Genomic DNA, 19,495 nt, shown 5'->3' with positions numbered 1-19,495 from the left:
ACGCTGTACTTTAGCAGGCTATTGGTCAATAATTGTTCTAGTCATTACCACCGCAGGATTACCGTTATGCAAATACAATCTGCCTATTCATCTGGTGTACAAGGTTTGCAAAGTGCGCAGTCTGGGTTAACTCAAGCAACGATCGATGTGGCTAAACCTACGCCTGCTCAAAGTGCAGCGCCTTCTGAATCGACTAAAGATGTAGCGCAAACCGATAAAACCTCGGCGTTACTCTCTGCCAATCAATCTTTAAGGCAAGCAGAGGCCGCTACTGAAGTGATAGAAACTGATTCAGAGACGATAGGAACCATCATCAATATTAAGGTGTAAACACTATGTCTGCTGTGGCGCTATCATCCAAGGTTGGAGCGTCACCCACTTCTTTTTTGGAGCATGATAAGTCGTTTGGACAGAGCCGCACTTATCAAGGGACAAATGGACAAAGTAGTGAGTCTGTTAAGCTTAGCTCTTCAAAAATAGAAGCGAGTGGAGTATTTGAACCGACATTTTCTAGTGCGCTAGCGCATGGCGGTTCTACTGTAACTACAACAGCTGCAAATATTCCGCTATCAAGCAAACCCTTCTCAGGCACTACCAATGATGCTTCAGTTACCGTAAATCAGACTTTAGATACTGATATTGTTTCTTCTCAGAGTTTTGCTGTCCTGCATGCCGATGCCACCAGCTTTAGTTTATTGACAGGGCCACGCTCAATAAGTGGTGTTCGAGAAGGGCAAATAGCAACAGTCTCTACCAACGATTTTTCATCCTTTGCTACACAAAGTGGATTATCTAGTACGGCTCCTTCATTCGACCCAAGTCTGACACCTTTTAGTTTAGGTGGCAGTACCACCCGCGCTTTACCGCTGGAACCAACTAATGGGCAGAATTCTTCTCCAGAAATAACTGGCTCGCATGTTTATTCCGGTATGGAGGGGATGCCATTTAACTCTAAAGTACCTAACGCCAGTGATGCTGAATATTCAAGTAGACAGGTGACAACTTCAGCTACCACAACAAATACAGTTACTACGGATAATGCTGATAGTACTGGTTTTTACACCCAGGTTGAGCAAATTGATGGCCAAGCACAGAATGTCTCAAAACAAAGCATCCCTGAGGTTCAATTCATTGAGATTTTTGGCAAACCAGCCGTTTCAGAAACAGCTCCTAACCCAGACAATGATGCTAAGACTGAGGAGAATAGGCAACAAGCTCTAGCCGCAATTTTTACGAATGGCAGTGATAAAGAGCAAACGAAACAAACTGAAGCTTCAAAACAACAAGCGGATGAACAAGCAGCAAAACAAATACAAGATCAAACCCAAGAGGTTCAAAAAGAGATTGCAGAGCAACAACGTGCTCAAGTAGCAGAGCTTAAAGCCCGAGACGCGGAAGTTAAAGCCCATGAACATGCCCATGCAACGGTGGGAGGACAGCATGCCCAAACTCCAAGTTTCAAATATGAAAAGGGTGTTGATGGACAGCGTTATGCTACTGATGGTGAAGTTCAAATCGACGTATCCGTTGTAGCTGGCGATCCTCTGGCAACAATCAATAAAATGAAGCAAGTATATGCGGCAGCTATGGCACCCGTTGATCCATCGAGTGCTGATATTCGAGTTGCTGCAGAAGCGCTAAAAAAGATGAATGAAGCCAAGGCATTACTTGCAGAAGAACGTCAGAAACAGATCATCGATGTAGAAACTACTCAAACCTTGATCGAAGCCGAGCCACAGATTGAGGAGTTGCCACCTATTAAACCGCACACGGTTAGTGTCAAGGGGGACGTTGATGCCTCTGGAAATATTGTTCAACCACAGGACAGCACAACGCCGATATCAGAGCTTATCGATAGAATAAAGCAAGGCATTGAGCAAAAACAGAGTACTCAGACACAGGCCCCGTCTAGCACTGTTACTTCTGTAGATGAACAAGCTCAATCAGCGACAAAAGAGACCACAACCGAGCCTATTGAACTACCTACTGCAACTTTAGCGGCAGACTCTGCTACGGCAGATATTGCAAGTATGATGTCAAACTCTGCACCAATGAACCGTTTTGACTCATCAAATATTAAGGTTGAAAGCGTTGCAACCCGTTATTACGCCGCAGTTGCACAATTGAATCAGCCATTTTCAAGCGTCTAGCTTCTTTGTAGTGGAGTTCAATATTCGCGGCAGAATTGGCTGCAGATGTGTAATACCCTAGTTGCATAAGACAAGGTAAGCCAAACACCAGAGTCTGTACTCAAATAGCATTTTTCACGGTATCTTCATCTCAATGCTTCTCGTGTAATATTACTACACAGCTAATTTTCCCATTTACTATTGACCGGTGTTCGTTACCCCTATCCCATGATGTTGTAAAATGAGCGAAGCAAGCAGTTTAGACGCAGGGCCTTGATTATCACGATTTGGGATCACAAGACTCAACATAATTCGGCGTTTTTGACTACCTTCGAGATGTAAGCGGACTAAATTACCCGATGATAATTCCTCAAGTACTAAAAACGATGGGATCCAGCAAAACCCAATACCACGATTTAAGATCACTTTTGCTTCGTGGAAATTAGAAACAGTCCAACGTTGCTCTGCTTTTAACCAGCCGATATCAATATTGGACTGTACGCCTGTATCTTTAATCACTAGCTGTAAGTGTTGTGCTAGTAGTTTATCGTCTTCAATTATACCTAAATCCGCCAAAGGATGCGTTGGGTGGCATACCAGATACAATTCTTCTTCACACAGAGGTTCTGCTAAATATCTCTTAGGTGCAATACCCGCACAGATAGCAATATCGACTTTATTTTGCGCGATAAGTTCTTGGGTGCCAGTAATCACTGAGTCCAACATGATAATGCGAGTGCCACGGCTGTGGGGTAGAAATGCATTGAGGGCACACACTAAGCTTTCCATCGGATAAATGATTTCACGGGCAATAGTGAGTGTGGGCTCCCAGCCTTGTTCGAGATTACTGGCCAGTTGCTCTAACTCGTTAACGGCTTGGGTCACATGTCGAGAACGACGCAGCAGTACTTCACCTTGCTGTGTGAGATAGGCTTTACGCCCTTTGACTTCGAGTAGTTCAATACCCAACTGATGCTGTAATTTGGCAACCGCATGATTGAGGGAAGATTGACTCTTACTCAGCTTTTCTGCTGCTTGGGCATAGCCACCAAAATCGACGACCGCCTGTAAAATACGCCATTGTTCAAGTGTGGATTTAGCTCGAGTCATAATAGTCCCAAAAAAGCGATAGATTTAGCCTATAGTGTCGATTTCTTATCTATTTTTCAATTAAATTGAGGTGTTAGATTGAAGGTTATTGTGCTAAGTGGGGTGCTTGTCGCGCCATATCAGCAATATATTGAATAAGGTGGGTTGGGTCGGTAGGGCCATCGATAAATGCGCTTAATTGATCGCTTAAGCTCAGAGAGTCTTCATTTACAACAAGAAGATTAAATAAATTGAGTTTATCGGATCGATTGGCTGTTATTTGGTAGATGAACTTTGCTAACGCTTCTTGCCAAAGGGATTGATAGTAAAGCGGTCCTTCGTTGGCAATTGCATTAAAACTATATTGATAGTCGTTCACTTGTGACCACTCTTGTCCAAAACTGTATGTAAACTCGGTGGCAAGATCCCCATAGCTTTGCTGAGGTTGAGCTTGATAAAAGCTCAGAGCAACTTTAGCACGAAATACCTTGAGCTGCTTTGTATAGGCTTTTATGAGAATTTCGCGTTCATTTAAATAGGTTTGCTCATAGTGTGGAAACAGTTCGCTTCGTAGCATTTCAGTTAACCAGAGGCTGGCAATATGATGACTATCCTGACTTGAATCTTGCGTATTGTTTAGGTAAAAGTGGCTGCCTTTTGCCAGTGATGTTACCGCTTGAGCTAAAGCATGGGTAAATTGTTCAATATCTTTGTGGGTACTGAGTTGTGGTTTGAGTTCTAAGGCTTGTTGACCAAATTGTTGCCCTATAACGCTTTGACGCAGAGTTTGCTGCTGATGACTTTGGCGTGCAACATTATAGGAAATATAGAGTTCACCCAATAATCTGCGCTGGTGGTAAACCCTAAAGATTTGGTGTGAGGGTTCTTGGATGTTTATCGTTTCAATAGGCTCAAAATTGAGCCCCCATTGTTGTAGATAGGCAAAGCTTTGGGTCAATGTGTGTGCTGTTTGTAATTCTGGACCTTGTGCAAATGCCTTTTGGGGCAATATTTGCCCAAGATCCCAAGGGGCTATCTCTACTGCGTGAGTTTGAGTATCGAGAAATGCCTTAACAAGTGCAGGTGATGACAATAATTGTGTGCTGAGACTGAAACTAGCGTGATCGGGAAAGCCTGCGGCCCTTGCTGTTTGTTGGCGTAGCTTCGCGATCTGGCTTAATGCATCACGATTACGCTGACTTGCACGACCTTGATAGGCTTGCCAGACTTGCTGACGGCATTGAGGATTTTCTTGTTTGAGTAAATAGCTGGCTACCGTACCTGAGAAATGACGCTGTTGTGTATCTACAGCGTCTTCCTCATGTAGTGCAAGCATTGCGTCTGTTTGATTTTCAGTTATCAGCTCGCATTTTGCGTCATGGATATCGAGACTAAACTGTTGACTCGCTAACCCTTGGCTTATCGTCGCTTGAGCCGTATGTAGTTTTGCTTTTTCGGTTATTGATAACTGAGTGTCTATTAGTGATTGCAACTTACCGCTTAGCAGCATCTGCTCCCGATTGCCTTGTGTTAATGCATTGGTTAGCTGATGGAATTCAGTTTGATTAACGAGTTCCGACAATGTGTCGGCAAGGCGTAATTGGCATTGTAATAACCCCTCGCGCTCGTCAGCGGAGAGCTTAAAACCGCGGTAATAATTCACTCTATCATTGATATTATTAAGCCCAATAGTTTGCTGCTCTAAGATCAATGCCTGCTGCGCAATTGTTAATGGCGGCTTTTCCTCGGTAAATGCAACGGCTAAATCAATCCTAGGTAAGCGTAGACATTGCTCAACGAGTAATGGTACAGGGCTTGGCGCGGCATAAATGAATCCGCTAGACAATAATCCCAGTGTAAGTAATGTGAGTTTAACCATTAACAGTTTCTTGGTTAGGCTGGTTTTTTACCGCAATGATAGTGGCACGCTTAGGCGCTGGATAACCCTCAATTGTTTTAGTGAGATCAGTGGGATCGAGATATTCAACCAGTGACTCATTTGGCATCCAGTTGGTACGGCGTTGCTCTGCCAAAGCAGTGACATCGGTGTCGACACAGTGTATCTCGGTAAAGTCGCACTTTTTTAACCACAACATGAGTGCGGCAACGGACGGAATAAACCATACATTATTCATTTTGCCATATCTATCTTGGGGCACGAGTACGGCATTTTCGTCGCCATCTATGACCAAGGTTTCTAGCACGAGTTCACCGCCAGTACGTAACTGATCACGCAATTGCAGTAAATGATCGATAGGCGAACGTCTGTGATACAAGACGCCCATAGAGAAAACCGTGTCGAATGCATCCAGCGGTGGTAATTCTTCAATACCCAATGGCAAAAGGTGCACGGGATGATGGGCGCCCGCTAAACGTTTTACCGCTTCAAACTGACATAAAAACAACGGAGAAGGGTCGATGCCCACTACGCGTTTAGCCCCTGCGCCCAACATGCGCCACATATGGTAACCACTGCCACAACCTACATCGAGCACTGTACGGTTTTTCAATGGGGAAATATGCTGCTTAACGCGATCCCATTTCCAATCGCTGCGCCATTCGGTATCGATATGAATGCCGTGAATGTGGAAGGGCCCTTTGCGCCAAGGCATAAACAGGCGCAGTAGATTCTCTAGCTTCTCTTTCTCGCCAGAACTGAGTTGCTCGCCGCTGCCAACGGTCACGCTATCGACAAAATCCACTTGGTCTGGTGCCGGATAGTGCAGCTTGTTGAGCACCTTTTCCCACTTGGGCAAATTACCGTGTTTATGCTCCCGTTGCCAGTTACCTAAAATGCTTGGCAGGGTCTCGAGCCAGTGTTGTAAATTTGAATCGGCGATTTGTTGGTAAAACGAGCTAAAACTAATCACTTGATGGCCACCATAGAAGCAAAATTAAAACATTGGAACCAAAGACTAAAGTGACTAAAGCCTTGGCTGGTGAGTCGTTGTTGATGCATGTTCAAGGTGTCAGGCTTCATCACATTTTCCAGTGCACTGCGTTTCTGGCTGATCTCAAGTTCGCTGTAGCCATTGGCTCGTTTGAAATCTAAATGCTGCTCTTCGAGCAGGGCTTGGATTGGTGCATCCTCGAAGCGAATTTTTTCAGATAACACTAAAATACCACCTGAATTGAGGCCTTGATAAATCTTGGCAATGAGGGCATCTCTATCTTCTGGCGGTAAAAATTGCAAAGTAAAGTTAAGCACCACCATCGAAGCATTTTGAATCTCAATATCGCGAATATCACCGCAGATAAGATCTACGTCGGTATTACTCACGTACGCGCTTAGATTTTCTTGGCAACGTGATAGCATAGATTCGCTGTTATCTACGGCGATAATACGGCATTGACGGCCTTGGATTTGACGGCGAATACTTAAGGTTGCAGCACCTAAAGAACAACCCAAATCATAGACTTGTGTATTGGGTTTGACGAAACGATCCGCAAAATCACCTAGGGTATTGATAATTTGCGTATATCCAGGCACAGAGCGGCGGATCATATCACTGAATACGCCAGCGACGCGCTGATCAAACTGGAAATCGCTAATGTGTTCGTTTGGTTGAGCGTAGATAGTGTCTTGAGAAGTGTTCATCTGGGATTATCTCGGAAATTCAACCCAGCATTTTAACGAATCAGATTGATTAGCAGCAAGTCTTAGGCTAGTAATTTGCGATAAATTTTTGTCTAATAAGCAACAAATAACAAAATTGTTACACGTACATCAAGTACTAGGGACCCAACTTGAAGTTAGTGATCCACTTAATGGTGATCTTGTTTTGCTGGTTTTGGAGCATAACATCACAGGCCAGTCATACATCTACTGAGCCACTTGTGGTTGTGATGGGGGAAGATAGCTTTCCCTATCAATATGTGGATAACGATGGAGAACCCACGGGATTGCTGGTTGATCTGTGGAAAGAGTGGGCTAAACAAACCCATACAGAAGTTGTGTTTGTGGCTCGCCACTGGAACGAATCTCTCACTCAGTTGCAAGAAGGCAAGGCACAAGCTCATCTTGGTATGGGGATCACAGCTCAAAGAGAACAGTTATTTGATTTTGCTACTCCCATTGCCGACGTTGACACTTATCTTTATTTACACAAGTCGTTACGTAATAAAAAATCAATTAACGAATTAGTGCCTTATCAAATCGGTGTTGTAGCGGGTTCATCCCATGAAGCGCAGTTACAACATATTGAGTCTAAATTAGTTTTCAAACGCTATGAGAGTCGTGAAAAATTACTGGCTGGGGTGGCATCCGCAGAGATAGTGGTATTTGCCGGACTAGAAGGTTATTTGAAAGATCCCGCATCATCCCAAGATATTTCGGCTAATTTTCCAAATACAGCTCGTATAAAAATTAAAACAATGCAGTTTGTCCCCGCGACAGTTAAAGGCAATCAAGCGTTGCTTGATAGGATTAATCGCGGTTTTATGGCACTCGATCCTAAGTTTATACAACAGACTGAACGGCGTTGGTTGGGGATCCATAGACAAAAGTCTGGGCTGGTGATTTCCATGCAACTGGGCGTTGAACCCTTTGTTGACCTCGGTGTTGATGGCTTACCCCATGGTTTGTATGTGGATATGTGGCAATTGTGGTCAGAAAAAACGGGCATCGATATTGATTTTATTTCCGGAGATATGAATGCCAGTGTCGATGATGTACGCCGTGGTTTAGCGGATGCACATATTGGTTATCCAGAGAGTGATGACTTAAAAACCGGACTTACCCGAGCTTGGCACCTCTATACGGTAAAGAGCCGACTGTTTATCTATCAGCAGCAATTACAAGATGTGTCCCAATTAAAGGGCAAACGGATCGGTGTTGTACCTACAGCACCTTATCTAGTGTCACTTCGACAGGCTTTGCCTGACGTGTCTCTACGCTATTATGACACTATGGATGCTATGGTCGCAGGGGCAAGAGCAGGTGAAATTGTTGGGTTTGTTGCCGCAGGGGCCTGGGCATCCCATTACCTATTGCTCAATAATGGGTGGTCTGACTTTAATCAATACCCCGATCTAGCGTTTTCGACCGACATCTATGTGCTCACTCGCAGTGATGATCCTGGGCTTACGCAGCGGATTGAAAATGGTTTTAACAGTATCAGCCCCAAAGAGTTTGCAGATGTTGAGCACAAATGGATGCTAAATCCTCAGGATCATATCTTTAATCAAACGGAGCGCAATCGCGTTAATTTAACTGCCGCAGAGCAAACTTATATCGAGAGTTTAGGCGAAGTGCGAATGGGTTACCTCAAACATTGGGCACCAATGGAGTTTATGGATGATCAGGGAGAGTTTGCGGGTATTAATAGCGATATTGCGCGGCTGCTCAAAGAGGAATTACACCTTAATCTCACCCCCGTTGCCTTCGATGACTGGCATGGTTTAATTCAAGCCCTGCAAAAAGGAGAAATAGCCCTTGCAGGCAGTGTTGCCCAAACTGCGGAGCGGCGGCAACGCTTAACATTTAGCGACGCATACTGGCCGTCCCCTTGGGGGCTCGTCTCTCAACTAGAACAGGTTTCAGTGTTTAATATTGCTCAGTTAGCCGGACAAAGGGTCGCCGTGGTTGAAGGTTACCATTTGGTTGCGCAATTGATGGCATTACAGCCATCACTTAAATTAGTGCTAGTGACGGATACCGAAGCAGGGCTTGCTGCGGTGGCCAATGGTCATGCGGAAGTGTTTATTGATAAAGTGATAACACTTGCCTCTGAGCTTAAGGGCGGGGAATTTCCCTCTCTCAAAATGTCACTGCTGAGTGATTTAGCCGATCAACATAGTCATATTGGGGTTTATCCTAAATATGAGGCCCTAGTGCCACTTATCAATAAAGCGTTAGCTCTCATCGATAGCCAACGTCAGCAGCAGATATATTCCCACTGGGTCTCATTTGCTGTTTCAACGGATAATGGTCATTACCTGCAATGGATCCGCTATCTACTATTCAGTGCTGCTATTTTATCAATTGTTATGGTTGCTGTGTTAGCCGCTAATCGACGTTTAAATCTTGAGATCACACGGCGTATTTCAGCGGAGAAACGGCTGCAATACGTTGCAAGCCATGATGCACTGACCCAATTACCTAATCGTGCTTTGCTAGATGACCGCTTAGCTCAGGCGCTATTATCACACCAGCGAGATCAAGCATACTTTGCTCTGTTATTTATTGACTTAGATGAATTTAAGCAAATTAATGATCGGTATGGTCACCCGATTGGAGATGCGTTACTCGTACAATTTGCGCAAATCTTGGTCAAAACGGTGCGTAATTCAGATACAGTTGCACGATTTGGTGGCGATGAGTTCGTGATCCTATTAAATCGTGTGCAAGATCTCGATGCTGCTACCCAAGTTGCTGATAACATTTTGCAGTCCCTCTCCACGCCACTTGCGATAGAAGATGAAAATGTGATGGTTGCCGTGAGCATGGGTGTAGTGCTTTACCCCCGAGATGGTGATACAGCGATAGGATTATTGAAAAAGGCCGATCAGTTAATGTATTTGGCAAAGAGCTATGGGGGACGCTGCTACCGTATCTCTTGACGTTTTTTTGAACGCTTATGCACAGATAATGTGTTCGCCTCTAGTCAAGGGCGTAAAACTGTTTGATACTTCACCGCCTAAGAGTGAAGTACTTTGGTAATCGGTATTATTTGACTATAATGCCGCTTTTATCTCGTTTTGATTATTTCCAAAGCACCGGTTTCCGGATAAAGGATAGAGTTAGATGCGCAGTCATTATTGTGGAGACGTCAATAAGTCTCACGTTGGACAAGAAGTTACCTTGGTAGGTTGGGTTAATCGTAGCCGTGATTTGGGTGGCGTTGTCTTTTTAGATTTAAGAGACAGAGAAGGTCTCGTCCAAGTGGTTTATGATCCAGACTTGCCAGAGGTGTTTGCTGTGGCCAGCACACTGCGCGCCGAGTTCTGTGTTCAGGTAAAAGGTGTCGTTCGCGCTCGTCCAGATAGCCAAGTTAATGGTCAAATGAAGACGGGTGAAATTGAAGTATTAGGTAAAGCCTTGACCATTATCAACGCTGCCGATCCTCTGCCATTAAGCATGGATAACTACCAGAACAACAGCGAAGAACAACGCCTTAAGTATCGTTACTTAGATTTACGTCGCCCAGAGATGGCGCAGCGTTTAATGTTCCGCGCTAAAGTGACCAGTTCTGTACGTCGTTTCCTCGACTCAAACGGTTTCTTAGACATAGAAACCCCGATCCTGACTAAGGCAACCCCAGAGGGTGCCCGCGATTATTTAGTACCAAGCCGTACTTATAAAGGTCAGTTCTTTGCTTTGCCACAATCGCCACAGCTGTTTAAACAGTTGCTGATGATGTCAGGCTTTGATCGTTACTATCAAATCGTAAAATGCTTCCGTGATGAAGATTTACGTGCCGACCGCCAACCTGAATTCACCCAAATCGATATCGAAACGTCTTTCATGAGCTCTGAGCAAGTGATGGCGAAGACCGAAGAAATGATGCGCGGTTTGTTCCTTGAAATGCTGAATGTCGATCTCGGCGAGTTTCCGCGCATGACCTACAACGAAGCCATGCGTCGTTTCGGTTCAGATAAGCCAGATTTACGTAACCCATTAGAGCTGGTGGACATTGCTGATTTGCTCAAAGAAGTCGAATTTGCGGTATTCTCTGGTCCTGCCAACGATGAAGAAGGCCGTGTTGCTGCACTGCGTATTCCAGGCGGCGCAGCACTGTCTCGTAAGCAAATCGATGATTATACTAAGTTTGTTGGCATCTATGGTGCTAAAGGCTTAGCGTGGATGAAGATTAATGACCTAAGCCTTGGCTTAGAGGGCATTCAATCACCTGTGCTGAAGTTCTTAAACGAAAGCATAGTCAATGAAATCGTGAGCCGCACGGCAGCGCAAACCGGCGACATCATTCTATTTGGTGCCGACCAAGCGACAGTGGTTGCTGAATCTATGGGCGCACTGCGTCTTAAAGCCGGCGAAGATTTCAGCTTATTGCAAGGCGAATGGCGTCCACTGTGGGTAGTTGACTTCCCAATGTTTGAGAAAATCAACGGCAACTTCCACGCGGTTCACCATCCGTTTACCGCGCCGCGCGGCGTAACGGCGGCAGAACTTGAAGCCAATCCAGCTAATCGCGTTTCCGATGCCTACGATATGGTCTTAAACGGCTGCGAATTAGGCGGTGGTTCAGTGCGTATTCACAACCAAGAAATGCAGTCTGCGGTATTCCGTATACTCGGCATTACTGACGATGAAGCTAAAGAGAAGTTCGGCTTCCTGTTAGAAGCGCTGCGTTACGGCACACCACCACATGCAGGTTTGGCGTTTGGTTTAGATCGCATCATCATGTTGATGACGGGCGCAAGCTCCATCCGTGATGTGATGGCGTTCCCTAAAACAACCACTGCCGCTTGTCCGCTGACCAATGCACCAGGATTTGCCAATCCGCAGCAGCTAGCCGAGCTTGGCATTGCTGTGGTTGAGAAAGCCACTAAAACGGAAGAGTAATTTTCCTAAGTAATATCGAAAACCGAGGCGCAAGCCTCGGTCTGTTTTTATCAACTCGTCATCTCATTTCTTATCAATGCCCGTGTCAATATCTGTGTAGTGAGTTTCATTCTTTTGCTAAAAGCCGTTAAATCTGACTTATTACACATTCGGCTATTGATAAGCTATGCGACGACACCTAGATGATACCTAACTAGAGGAGACTTCACATGGCAGGTCACAGTAAATGGGCCAACATTAAGCACCGCAAAGCGGCACAGGATGCTAAACGCGGTAAACTCTTTACTAAATTCATTCGCGAATTAACCGTTGCAGCCCGTGAGGGAGGCTCTGATCCCGACTCCAATCCACGATTACGTGTCGCCATTGATAAAGCCCTCGGTGGCAATATGACCCGCGATACGGTTGAGCGTGCGATTAAACGCGGCGCCGGTGAATTAGAAGGCCAGCAACTCGAAACCATTCTCTATGAAGGTTATGGTCCGGGTGGCACGGCAGTGATGGTTGAAACTATGACCGATAATCGTAATCGTACGGTTAGCGGTGTACGTAATGCCTTTAGTAAATCAGGTGGTAACTTAGGCACTGATGGTTCGGTTTCTTATCTGTTCACTAAGCGTGGGGTGTTATCCTACGCGCCTGGGATCGATGAAGATGCATTGATGGAAGCGGCGCTTGAAGCGGGCGCCGAGGATGTCGTGAGTTATGATGACGCAGCAATTGATGTGTTCACCGATCCCACTGATTTCTACGCGGTAAAAGATGCTCTCGATGCCGCAGGTTTTGTGGCTGATAATGCCGAAATTGCAATGATAGCTTCTACCAAAGCTGAGCTTGATCTAGAGACAGCCGAAAAATTTATGCGTCTTATCGATACCCTAGAAGAGCATGATGATGTGCAAGAGGTGTATCACAACGCTGAGATTTCCGATGAAGTGATGGAAAGCTTAAGTTAATTTCTCCAGTTGCATCGTTAACTGTGCAATTTTGCATGTTCTCTGGATCACATAAGGTACACAATGGCAATTATTCTCGGTGTTGACCCAGGTTCACGGATCACAGGCTACGGCGTTATCCAGTGTCAGGGGCGACACCAAATTTACCTCGGCAGTGGCTGCATTCGTACTTCGTCTGAAGAGCTTCCTGGCAGGCTTAAGCAAATTTTTGATGGGATCACTGAGATTATTCGTCAGTATCAACCAGATGAATTTGCAATTGAAAGGGTATTTATGGCCAAGAATGCTGACTCAGCCCTAAAACTTGGGCAAGCAAGAGGGGCGGCAATTGTAGCGGCGACAGTGGCAAATTTACCTGTAGCCGAGTACAGTGCAACACAGATTAAAAGTGCAGTAGTGGGCACTGGGCGAGCAAAAAAGGAACAAATACAGCATATGATCCAGCAACTGCTGAAATTGCCTGCTGCACCTCAGGCAGATGCCGCAGATGCACTCGGTGTTGCTGTGTGTCATTATCACACCAGCCAGAGTTTAATTGCATTGAGCGGCCGGGCAACGGCAAGAACATACGGACGGTACAGATGATAGGTCGTTTACGTGGTGTGCTCGTTGAAAAACAAGCACCCGAAATACTGATTGATGTCAATGGTGTAGGTTATGAGTTACAAATGCCACTCACCAGTTTTTATGAGTTGCCTGAGATCAATCATGAAACTATGGTCTACACCCACTTTGTGGTACGTGAAGATGCGCAGTTACTCTATGGTTTTATCACTAAGCAGGAAAGGGCGTTATTTCGCTTACTGATCAGGACCAATGGCGTTGGTCCTAAATTAGCGCTAACCATTTTATCTGGCATGACAGCTGGAGAATTTGTGGGTTGCGTAGAGCGTGATGATATTGTGACCTTAGTGAAATTACCCGGCGTCGGTAAGAAAACCGCCGAGCGTTTATTGGTCGAAATGCGCGATAAGTTGAAGAGTCTGATGGAAGCCTCGGCAGGCTCAGAACGCGAATTTGTACTGCAATCTAATTATTCACCCGCTCCTACGGTTAATAGCGCCGAGGAGGATGCCATTTCTGCTTTGATCTCTTTGGGTTACAAACCACCACAGGCGAGTAAATCGGTTTCCGCTGCCTATAAAGAGGGTATGGATTCAGAAACGCTGATCAAAGCCGCCCTAAAATCGATGCTTTGATTGAAGAGTGATGATAATTAAGATGAAAGCTGCGATAAGGAATAATAATGATTGAGGCAGACAGACTCATCCAGCCGCAACTTCAAGGACAAGATGATGTTGTTGATAGGGCAATGCGGCCTAAATTACTTGATGAATATACAGGGCAAGATGACACCCGTGCTCAGCTTAAGGTTTTTATTCAGGCGGCAAAAAATCGTAATGAGGCTTTAGATCATATGTTGATCTACGGCCCGCCAGGGCTAGGCAAAACGACATTAGCGATGATTGTTGCCAATGAGATGGGGGTGAATATTAAATCCACCTCAGGTCCTGTACTTGAAAAAGCCGGCGATTTGGCGGCATTACTCACTAATTTAGAATCCGGTGATGTGTTATTTATCGATGAAATTCATCGTTTAAGCCCCGTAGTGGAAGAGATCTTGTATCCAGCAATGGAAGACTACCAACTGGATATCATGATAGGTGAGGGGCCTGCAGCACGGTCTATCAAACTCGATTTACCCCCCTTTACCTTAGTCGGAGCGACCACACGTGCGGGGGCTTTAACATCTCCTTTGCGTGCACGCTTTGGTATTCCACTTCGACTCGAATTTTATAACATTAAAGATCTAAGCACGATTGTAACGCGCTCAGCACAAGTGATGGGATTGGAGATCGATGCAGAAGGTGCATTCGAGATTGCACGACGGTCTCGAGGAACGCCACGGATAGCTAACCGCTTACTTCGCCGTGTTCGTGATTATGCCGAGGTCAAACATGATGGCGCTGTCACTCAATTTGTTGCCGACCATGCACTGGATCTACTTGATGTCGATAATGAAGGGTTCGACTATATGGATCGTAAGTTGATGTTAGCGATTATCGATAAGTTTATGGGTGGACCCGTGGGTCTCGATAACTTAGCTGCAGCAATAGGTGAAGAACGAGAAACTATCGAAGATGTGTTGGAGCCCTTTTTGATCCAACAAGGGTTTATTCAAAGAACCCCACGGGGGCGCATTGCTACGGCACGCGCGTATCAGCATTTTCAGTTGATAAAACCTGAGTAACCTATCTTAAGGCGGCCTTCGGTCGCCTCTAATCACATCAATTCGTAGTATTCATGCTCTTTTTAGGACGAGTGTTGCAATAGTTTATTGTTTTTTCCGCTCATCGAGCACTCGAATAACCCTTTAAAGAGTGTTCCATTATCTATGGACAGTTTTTATTCTCGTCCGCTCAGCCATTCTACTTTATACATTCTTAACTCTGTTTACTAAATATAATGTTAGTACAGAAACTTCAAAATAGATTGTTTTTTAAGCTTTCAATAGTTATTTCAACCAAAGATATAAGGATGGTTGAAATTAAAATTTGTTAATTTATTCAATGCTTCAAATTGTTAACAGTTGTATCAATATTGGATGTGGAAGACAGTTTTTTTATTTACCGTTTAAATAATAAACAAAACTGATAAATAAACTGCAGTTTGAATACTAAAGTAAGTACAAAGAGCGTTAAACATTTGCCATTAGTCTAAGTTAAGAATAAAGAAAATTTAAATGTCCGCTAACTTTGTTTACATTGATAGTATATTGTTAAATATTTGTTTTAAGCTAAAGGGTTATCCATAAAAATTACACTTTATTCATTGTGTATCCTTTAAAATGGAAGTTTTGCTTTGTATTGCCTTGGATTCTTAGAGTTTGAAATTTTAGTTATGCACATTTAGGCAATAATTAATCGATATACAGTGTTGTGTATCCCATCTGTTATCATGCAAAAAGTGTGATTTACATCACACTTTTTGATAATTACAATGTGTGTTAAATGTTATTTTGTTAACAGTTACTATCGCTGCTATTCGCTATTTTAATAGCGTAAAAAACTTAAATAATTAGCCTTTGTGAATATAGGTTTTTGTAAAAACAAAAAGTTAACAACATTACTTATAAATAAGAACAATAATATTTTTTTAGTTAAAAAATTGCGCATTGACTGAATTAAAGTGAATCATCAGTATCAAGCGCAACAGTAGTACAGCAATAGTTGTACAAGCTGTAAGCATAAAAATAATAGTAAGATCTAGGGAGCATTCAAACATGATCAAAAGAACTAAAGTAGCGTCAGCTATTAACTTAGCAATCGTTACCTCTATCTCTGCGGGTACATTTGTTGCGTCAAACACATTCGCTGCCGAAGAAACTGCGAAAGTAGAACGGATTGAAGTAACGGGTTCACGTATTCAACGCCAAGATATGGAAACAGCTTCACCTGTGACCGTTATTGATGCTGCAGCCATTAAAGCTGAAGGTTTCACCTCTGTTGACCAAATGTTGCAAGTGCAAACTTCAATGGCAGGGGCTGCCATTGGTTCGACCACAAACAATGGTGCTGACGGTGTTGCCCAGGTTGATTTACGTGGTATGGGTTCACAACGTACATTAGTACTGTTAAATGGCCGCCGTATGGTGAATTCAGGTTCTGGTGCGGATAGCTCTGTGGATTTGAACTCCATTCCAGTTGCAATGATCGCGCGTGTTGAAATCCTGAAAGACGGTGCTTCTGCTGTTTACGGTTCAGATGCGATTGCCGGTGTAGTGAACATTATTACCAAGAAAGACTTTGAAGGTTTCCAGTTAGACTTTAACGCCAGCGGTACCGACAAAGGTGACGGTGAAAACGGTGATGTCAGTGCGCTATACGGTTTTAACACCGATGGCGGTAACTATACTTTTGGTGCAGCGTTTTCTGACCGTCGTGGTGTGATCCAAGCTGATCGTGATTGGACTGCTGCAGGCGAAAGTTGGAGCATACCGACTGGCGCACTAAATTATATGGTCCAAGATGCGAGCGGTAACTGGGTAGACCAAGAAGAAGTATACGATTATACACAAGACAGCTATTATCAAACACCGAGTGAACGTCGCAGTTTATTTGCGAATATGACGCAAGAGCTGGGTAATGATGTGGTATTAACTGCAGATGCAATCTATACAAACCGCCGTTCTCATCAGCAAATGGCTGCTCAGCCAGCAAATATTGAGCTGAATGTCTGTGGTAACGCTAATGTTCCAACTGGTGAGCCATGCCTGACATTAGACAGTGCTATGACTACAGCTGGTATCAAGGCAAACGATAAAGGCTTAGTAAACTATCGCCGTCGTACCAATGAAGTGGGTCCTCGTATTTATACTCAGGATACCGATACTTGGCGTTTATCGAGTGGTTTAGCGGGAACTTTAGATGTTCATACCGGTATGAACTGGGATGTCACTTACACTTTTGGTAAAAACAAAGCGGAAACAGCTGTAGAAAATTCTATCAATGCATCAAATATGGCTACTTCTATCTATGCTAATCCTGAGACTTGGTTAAGTGGTGCCCCACTGACAGAGACGATGAAAGATGCTATTGGTTACACAGAAGAAGCAAATGGCGGTAATGAGCAGCAAACGCTATCTGCTGGCTTAAATGGTGAGTTGTTTGATCTGAAAGCTGGGGCAGTAGGTTTTGCCATTGGTGCTGAATACCGCCGTGAAAGTGGTTTCTATAATCCCGATCCAATTGTAGTTGCAGGTGAAAGTACTGCAGCACAACAAGATCCAACTGATGGTAACTATAACGTTGTCTCTATTTTCCAAGAAGTAAGTGTACCATTCACTGAAAAATTGACTGGTGAATTTGCACTGCGTTTAGACGATTATTCAACTTTTGGTAAAGCTACGACGTGGAAAATTGGTTTAACATACGCTGCAACTGATGACTTAATGGTTCGTTCTGTGGCAGCAACTGGTTTCCGTGCACCAAGTGTTAGTGAGCTGTATGGTGGTAACTCTGGTTCATTCGATTATTTAAAGGATCCATGGGGCAACATTAAAGATGCACAAATCCTAGTAAACCGTACATCAGATTCAGATTTACAACCTGAAGAGTCAGAATCATTTACTGTAGGTTTAGTGTATTCACCAAGCTATGTTGATGGCATGTCTGTAACTCTTGACTACTGGCGTTTTAAACTGGATGACGCTATTGCGCGTATGGACACTCAAGCTGGTCTGGACGCATGTTTCGATGGCGATACAACAGCTTGTGAAACCTTTAATATTGTTGTCGTCAATGGTCAAGGTGACCTGTCCAACTTAACTAACGTGTTAACTAACGTAGGTAGTCAGGATACCAGCGGTATTGACTTTAACTTAGCGTATAGCTTTGAAGGTTTAGGTTTAGATTGGAAAGTCAGTAATGACACCACTTACTTAGTTAAGTTTGAGCAGGATGGTGAAGACTATACTGGTACTATCGATGGTAACTTTGGTGCTTATGCTCGTGTGCGTAACAACTTCAGCATCTCAGCAGGCCAAGACGATTGGAGTGTAATGTACTTTAACCGCTACATTGGAGATATGCGCGATCTTGCAGAAGGCAATAAGGTCGGTGATATCATTTATCACAACATCTCTGGTACTTATCACCTTACTGATATGACAACGGTTAGTTTAGGTGTTAAAAACTTCACCGATGAAGAACCTGTTACTGTCTCTAACGGTAGCGATGGTGGCACGGTACCAGAAGTGTACGATACTATCGGTCGTACCATTTATGGTGGTGTAACTGTTAAGTTCTAAGCTAAAACTCTTAGTTTTTAAAAGCGCCTTCGGGCGCTTTTTTATTGGATCAATGGGGAAAATTAGTTTTTTACGCATCTTCACGTTACAACTGGGATCACATTTTAATAGTAACCTATCTTTACAGGTGTTTTAGGACTAGAGACACCTGTATAGCTATGGTAATATAAATGATATCGATTCTCGTTTGGGTATTAAGGATGAGTAAAATATTATTGGTCGATGATGATCCCTTGTTTAGAACTTGGTTAGCCGATGCGCTCATTGCCCATGGACATGAAGTGGAATGTGCAGTTAATGGCTTTGATGGACTGGCTCGTATTCGTGCTGGTTCACCAGATGTGATCATGCTCGATTTAGTTATGCCACAAATGGATGGATTTGAGGTATTAAAGGCCCGTGAATGCTCAACACCTGTCATGATGTTTTCAGCCTGTGATAATGAGGATGATCGAATCATGGGTTATCAGTTAGGTGCCGATGATTTTTTAAGTAAGCCATTTAGTATTAAGGAATTGATTGTTAGGTTGCATGCTTTAGAGCGCCGTCTACATTCAAATTGCACCACGCAATCTAGGATAGAACAAACCCAAATCAAATCGGTTAATTTTGATGAAACGAGTTACCGTATCACTATTGGTAATCGTGGTGTTGATCTAACCCAGACGGAATTTAGATTATTTAAGTATTTATTCGATCGTAAGGGTGAAGTCATCACAAAACAAGAACTACAACGTTCTGTTTTACAAAAGGATCTTGGACGCTTTGACCGAAACTTAGATATGCATATCAGTAATACAAGACGTAAACTTGCAAAAACCAGTTTACCGCGTAATTTAATTAACACTGTGCGTGGGCAGGGCTACAGTTTTACTGTTTAAGTTCTTGTCCTACCTACGTCTGCTGCAAGTATAATCGGTCAATAAAAAGACGACTGATTTTACAATGGCTGAAATTGTTGGCTTTCGTTTTCACCTGATGCGGTTTT

The 19,495-nt window shown here is 43.8% G+C and carries 14 protein-coding genes; 10 read left to right on the top strand and 4 right to left on the bottom strand.

What is annotated here, in order from left to right; genetic code table 11:
* The first annotated feature begins 66 nt into the window (after positions 1 to 66).
* Both L2744_RS04505 and L2744_RS04500 read left to right on the top strand, forming a co-directional pair.
* Positions 67 to 330, top strand: coding sequence for a chemotaxis protein (locus L2744_RS04505; protein WP_248990798.1), 264 nt, complete (start codon positions 67 to 69; stop codon positions 328 to 330).
* 5 nt (positions 331 to 335) lie between these two features.
* A complete protein-coding gene (locus tag L2744_RS04500; protein WP_248990797.1) occupies positions 336 to 2,150 on the top strand; it encodes a putative metalloprotease CJM1_0395 family protein in 1,815 nt (604 codons plus the stop codon).
* Positions 2,151 to 2,327: 177 nt separating this feature from the next.
* Here L2744_RS04500 and L2744_RS04495 read toward each other — a convergent pair whose 3' ends face one another.
* The 4 genes from L2744_RS04495 to cmoA form a co-directional block, all read right to left on the bottom strand.
* A complete protein-coding gene (locus L2744_RS04495) occupies positions 2,328 to 3,239 on the bottom strand; it encodes a LysR family transcriptional regulator (RefSeq protein WP_248990796.1) in 912 nt (303 codons plus the stop codon).
* 85 nt (positions 3,240 to 3,324) lie between these two features.
* Entirely contained in the window at positions 3,325 to 5,097 is a 1,773-nt protein-coding gene (locus L2744_RS04490) for a M3 family metallopeptidase (protein ID WP_248990795.1), read from the bottom strand.
* The gene (cmoB, locus tag L2744_RS04485; RefSeq protein WP_248990794.1) at positions 5,090 to 6,088 is read right to left on the bottom strand and encodes a tRNA 5-methoxyuridine(34)/uridine 5-oxyacetic acid(34) synthase CmoB; all 999 of its coding nucleotides are present in this window, start codon (positions 6,086 to 6,088) and stop codon (positions 5,090 to 5,092) included. Before cmoB ends, L2744_RS04490 begins: the two co-directional genes overlap by 8 nt.
* Positions 6,085 to 6,816: a carboxy-S-adenosyl-L-methionine synthase CmoA gene (gene cmoA / locus L2744_RS04480; protein ID WP_248990793.1), complete on the bottom strand. Its 732-nt coding sequence runs from the start codon at positions 6,814 to 6,816 to the stop codon at positions 6,085 to 6,087. The genes cmoB and cmoA overlap by 4 nt, the downstream gene beginning before the upstream one ends.
* A gap of 149 nt (positions 6,817 to 6,965) precedes the next feature.
* On the opposite strand from cmoA, the gene L2744_RS04475 reads away from it, so the two are divergent.
* The 8 genes from L2744_RS04475 (at position 6,966) to ssoR (ending at position 19,388) form a co-directional block, all read left to right on the top strand.
* Positions 6,966 to 9,779: a diguanylate cyclase domain-containing protein gene (locus L2744_RS04475; protein WP_248990792.1), complete on the top strand. Its 2,814-nt coding sequence runs from the start codon at positions 6,966 to 6,968 to the stop codon at positions 9,777 to 9,779.
* A gap of 184 nt (positions 9,780 to 9,963) precedes the next feature.
* A complete protein-coding gene (gene aspS, locus L2744_RS04470) occupies positions 9,964 to 11,742 on the top strand; it encodes an aspartate--tRNA ligase (RefSeq protein WP_248990791.1) in 1,779 nt (592 codons plus the stop codon).
* Positions 11,743 to 11,951: 209 nt separating this feature from the next.
* Positions 11,952 to 12,698, top strand: coding sequence for a YebC/PmpR family DNA-binding transcriptional regulator (locus L2744_RS04465; protein ID WP_248990790.1), 747 nt, complete (start codon positions 11,952 to 11,954; stop codon positions 12,696 to 12,698).
* A gap of 63 nt (positions 12,699 to 12,761) precedes the next feature.
* Entirely contained in the window at positions 12,762 to 13,283 is a 522-nt protein-coding gene (gene ruvC / locus L2744_RS04460) for a crossover junction endodeoxyribonuclease RuvC (protein ID WP_248990789.1), read from the top strand.
* Entirely contained in the window at positions 13,280 to 13,897 is a 618-nt protein-coding gene (ruvA, locus tag L2744_RS04455; RefSeq protein WP_248990788.1) for a Holliday junction branch migration protein RuvA, read from the top strand. The genes ruvC and ruvA overlap by 4 nt, the downstream gene beginning before the upstream one ends.
* A gap of 47 nt (positions 13,898 to 13,944) precedes the next feature.
* The gene (gene ruvB, locus L2744_RS04450) at positions 13,945 to 14,949 is read left to right on the top strand and encodes a Holliday junction branch migration DNA helicase RuvB (RefSeq protein WP_248990787.1); all 1,005 of its coding nucleotides are present in this window, start codon (positions 13,945 to 13,947) and stop codon (positions 14,947 to 14,949) included.
* Between the two features lie 1,032 nt (positions 14,950 to 15,981).
* Positions 15,982 to 18,507: a TonB-dependent receptor plug domain-containing protein gene (locus tag L2744_RS04445; RefSeq protein ID WP_248990786.1), complete on the top strand. Its 2,526-nt coding sequence runs from the start codon at positions 15,982 to 15,984 to the stop codon at positions 18,505 to 18,507.
* Positions 18,508 to 18,707: 200 nt separating this feature from the next.
* A complete protein-coding gene (ssoR, locus tag L2744_RS04440; protein WP_248990785.1) occupies positions 18,708 to 19,388 on the top strand; it encodes a response regulator transcription factor SsoR in 681 nt (226 codons plus the stop codon).
* Positions 19,389 to 19,495: the final 107 nt, after the last annotated feature.

This window comes from Shewanella profunda, assembly GCF_023283765.1.
GTDB classification, from domain to species: Bacteria; Pseudomonadota; Gammaproteobacteria; order Enterobacterales; family Shewanellaceae; genus Shewanella; species Shewanella profunda.
This window is presented reverse-complemented; position numbering and strand designations above follow the sequence as displayed.

What these genes read in the sequence shown, in the direction of transcription:
- L2744_RS04505 (WP_248990798.1), top strand. Translation starts at nt 67, where the DNA reads ATGCAAATACAATCTGCCTATTCATCTGGTGTACAAGGTTTGCAAAGT.
- L2744_RS04500 (WP_248990797.1), top strand. Translation starts at nt 336, where the DNA reads ATGTCTGCTGTGGCGCTATCATCCAAGGTTGGAGCGTCACCCACTTCT.
- L2744_RS04495 (WP_248990796.1), bottom strand. Translation starts at nt 3,239, where the DNA reads ATGACTCGAGCTAAATCCACACTTGAACAATGGCGTATTTTACAGGCG.
- L2744_RS04490 (WP_248990795.1), bottom strand. Translation starts at nt 5,097, where the DNA reads ATGGTTAAACTCACATTACTTACACTGGGATTATTGTCTAGCGGATTC.
- cmoA (WP_248990793.1), bottom strand. Translation starts at nt 6,816, where the DNA reads ATGAACACTTCTCAAGACACTATCTACGCTCAACCAAACGAACACATT.
- aspS (WP_248990791.1), top strand. Translation starts at nt 9,964, where the DNA reads ATGCGCAGTCATTATTGTGGAGACGTCAATAAGTCTCACGTTGGACAA.
- L2744_RS04465 (WP_248990790.1), top strand. Translation starts at nt 11,952, where the DNA reads ATGGCAGGTCACAGTAAATGGGCCAACATTAAGCACCGCAAAGCGGCA.
- ruvC (WP_248990789.1), top strand. Translation starts at nt 12,762, where the DNA reads ATGGCAATTATTCTCGGTGTTGACCCAGGTTCACGGATCACAGGCTAC.
- ruvA (WP_248990788.1), top strand. Translation starts at nt 13,280, where the DNA reads ATGATAGGTCGTTTACGTGGTGTGCTCGTTGAAAAACAAGCACCCGAA.
- ruvB (WP_248990787.1), top strand. Translation starts at nt 13,945, where the DNA reads ATGATTGAGGCAGACAGACTCATCCAGCCGCAACTTCAAGGACAAGAT.
- L2744_RS04445 (WP_248990786.1), top strand. Translation starts at nt 15,982, where the DNA reads ATGATCAAAAGAACTAAAGTAGCGTCAGCTATTAACTTAGCAATCGTT.
- ssoR (WP_248990785.1), top strand. Translation starts at nt 18,708, where the DNA reads ATGAGTAAAATATTATTGGTCGATGATGATCCCTTGTTTAGAACTTGG.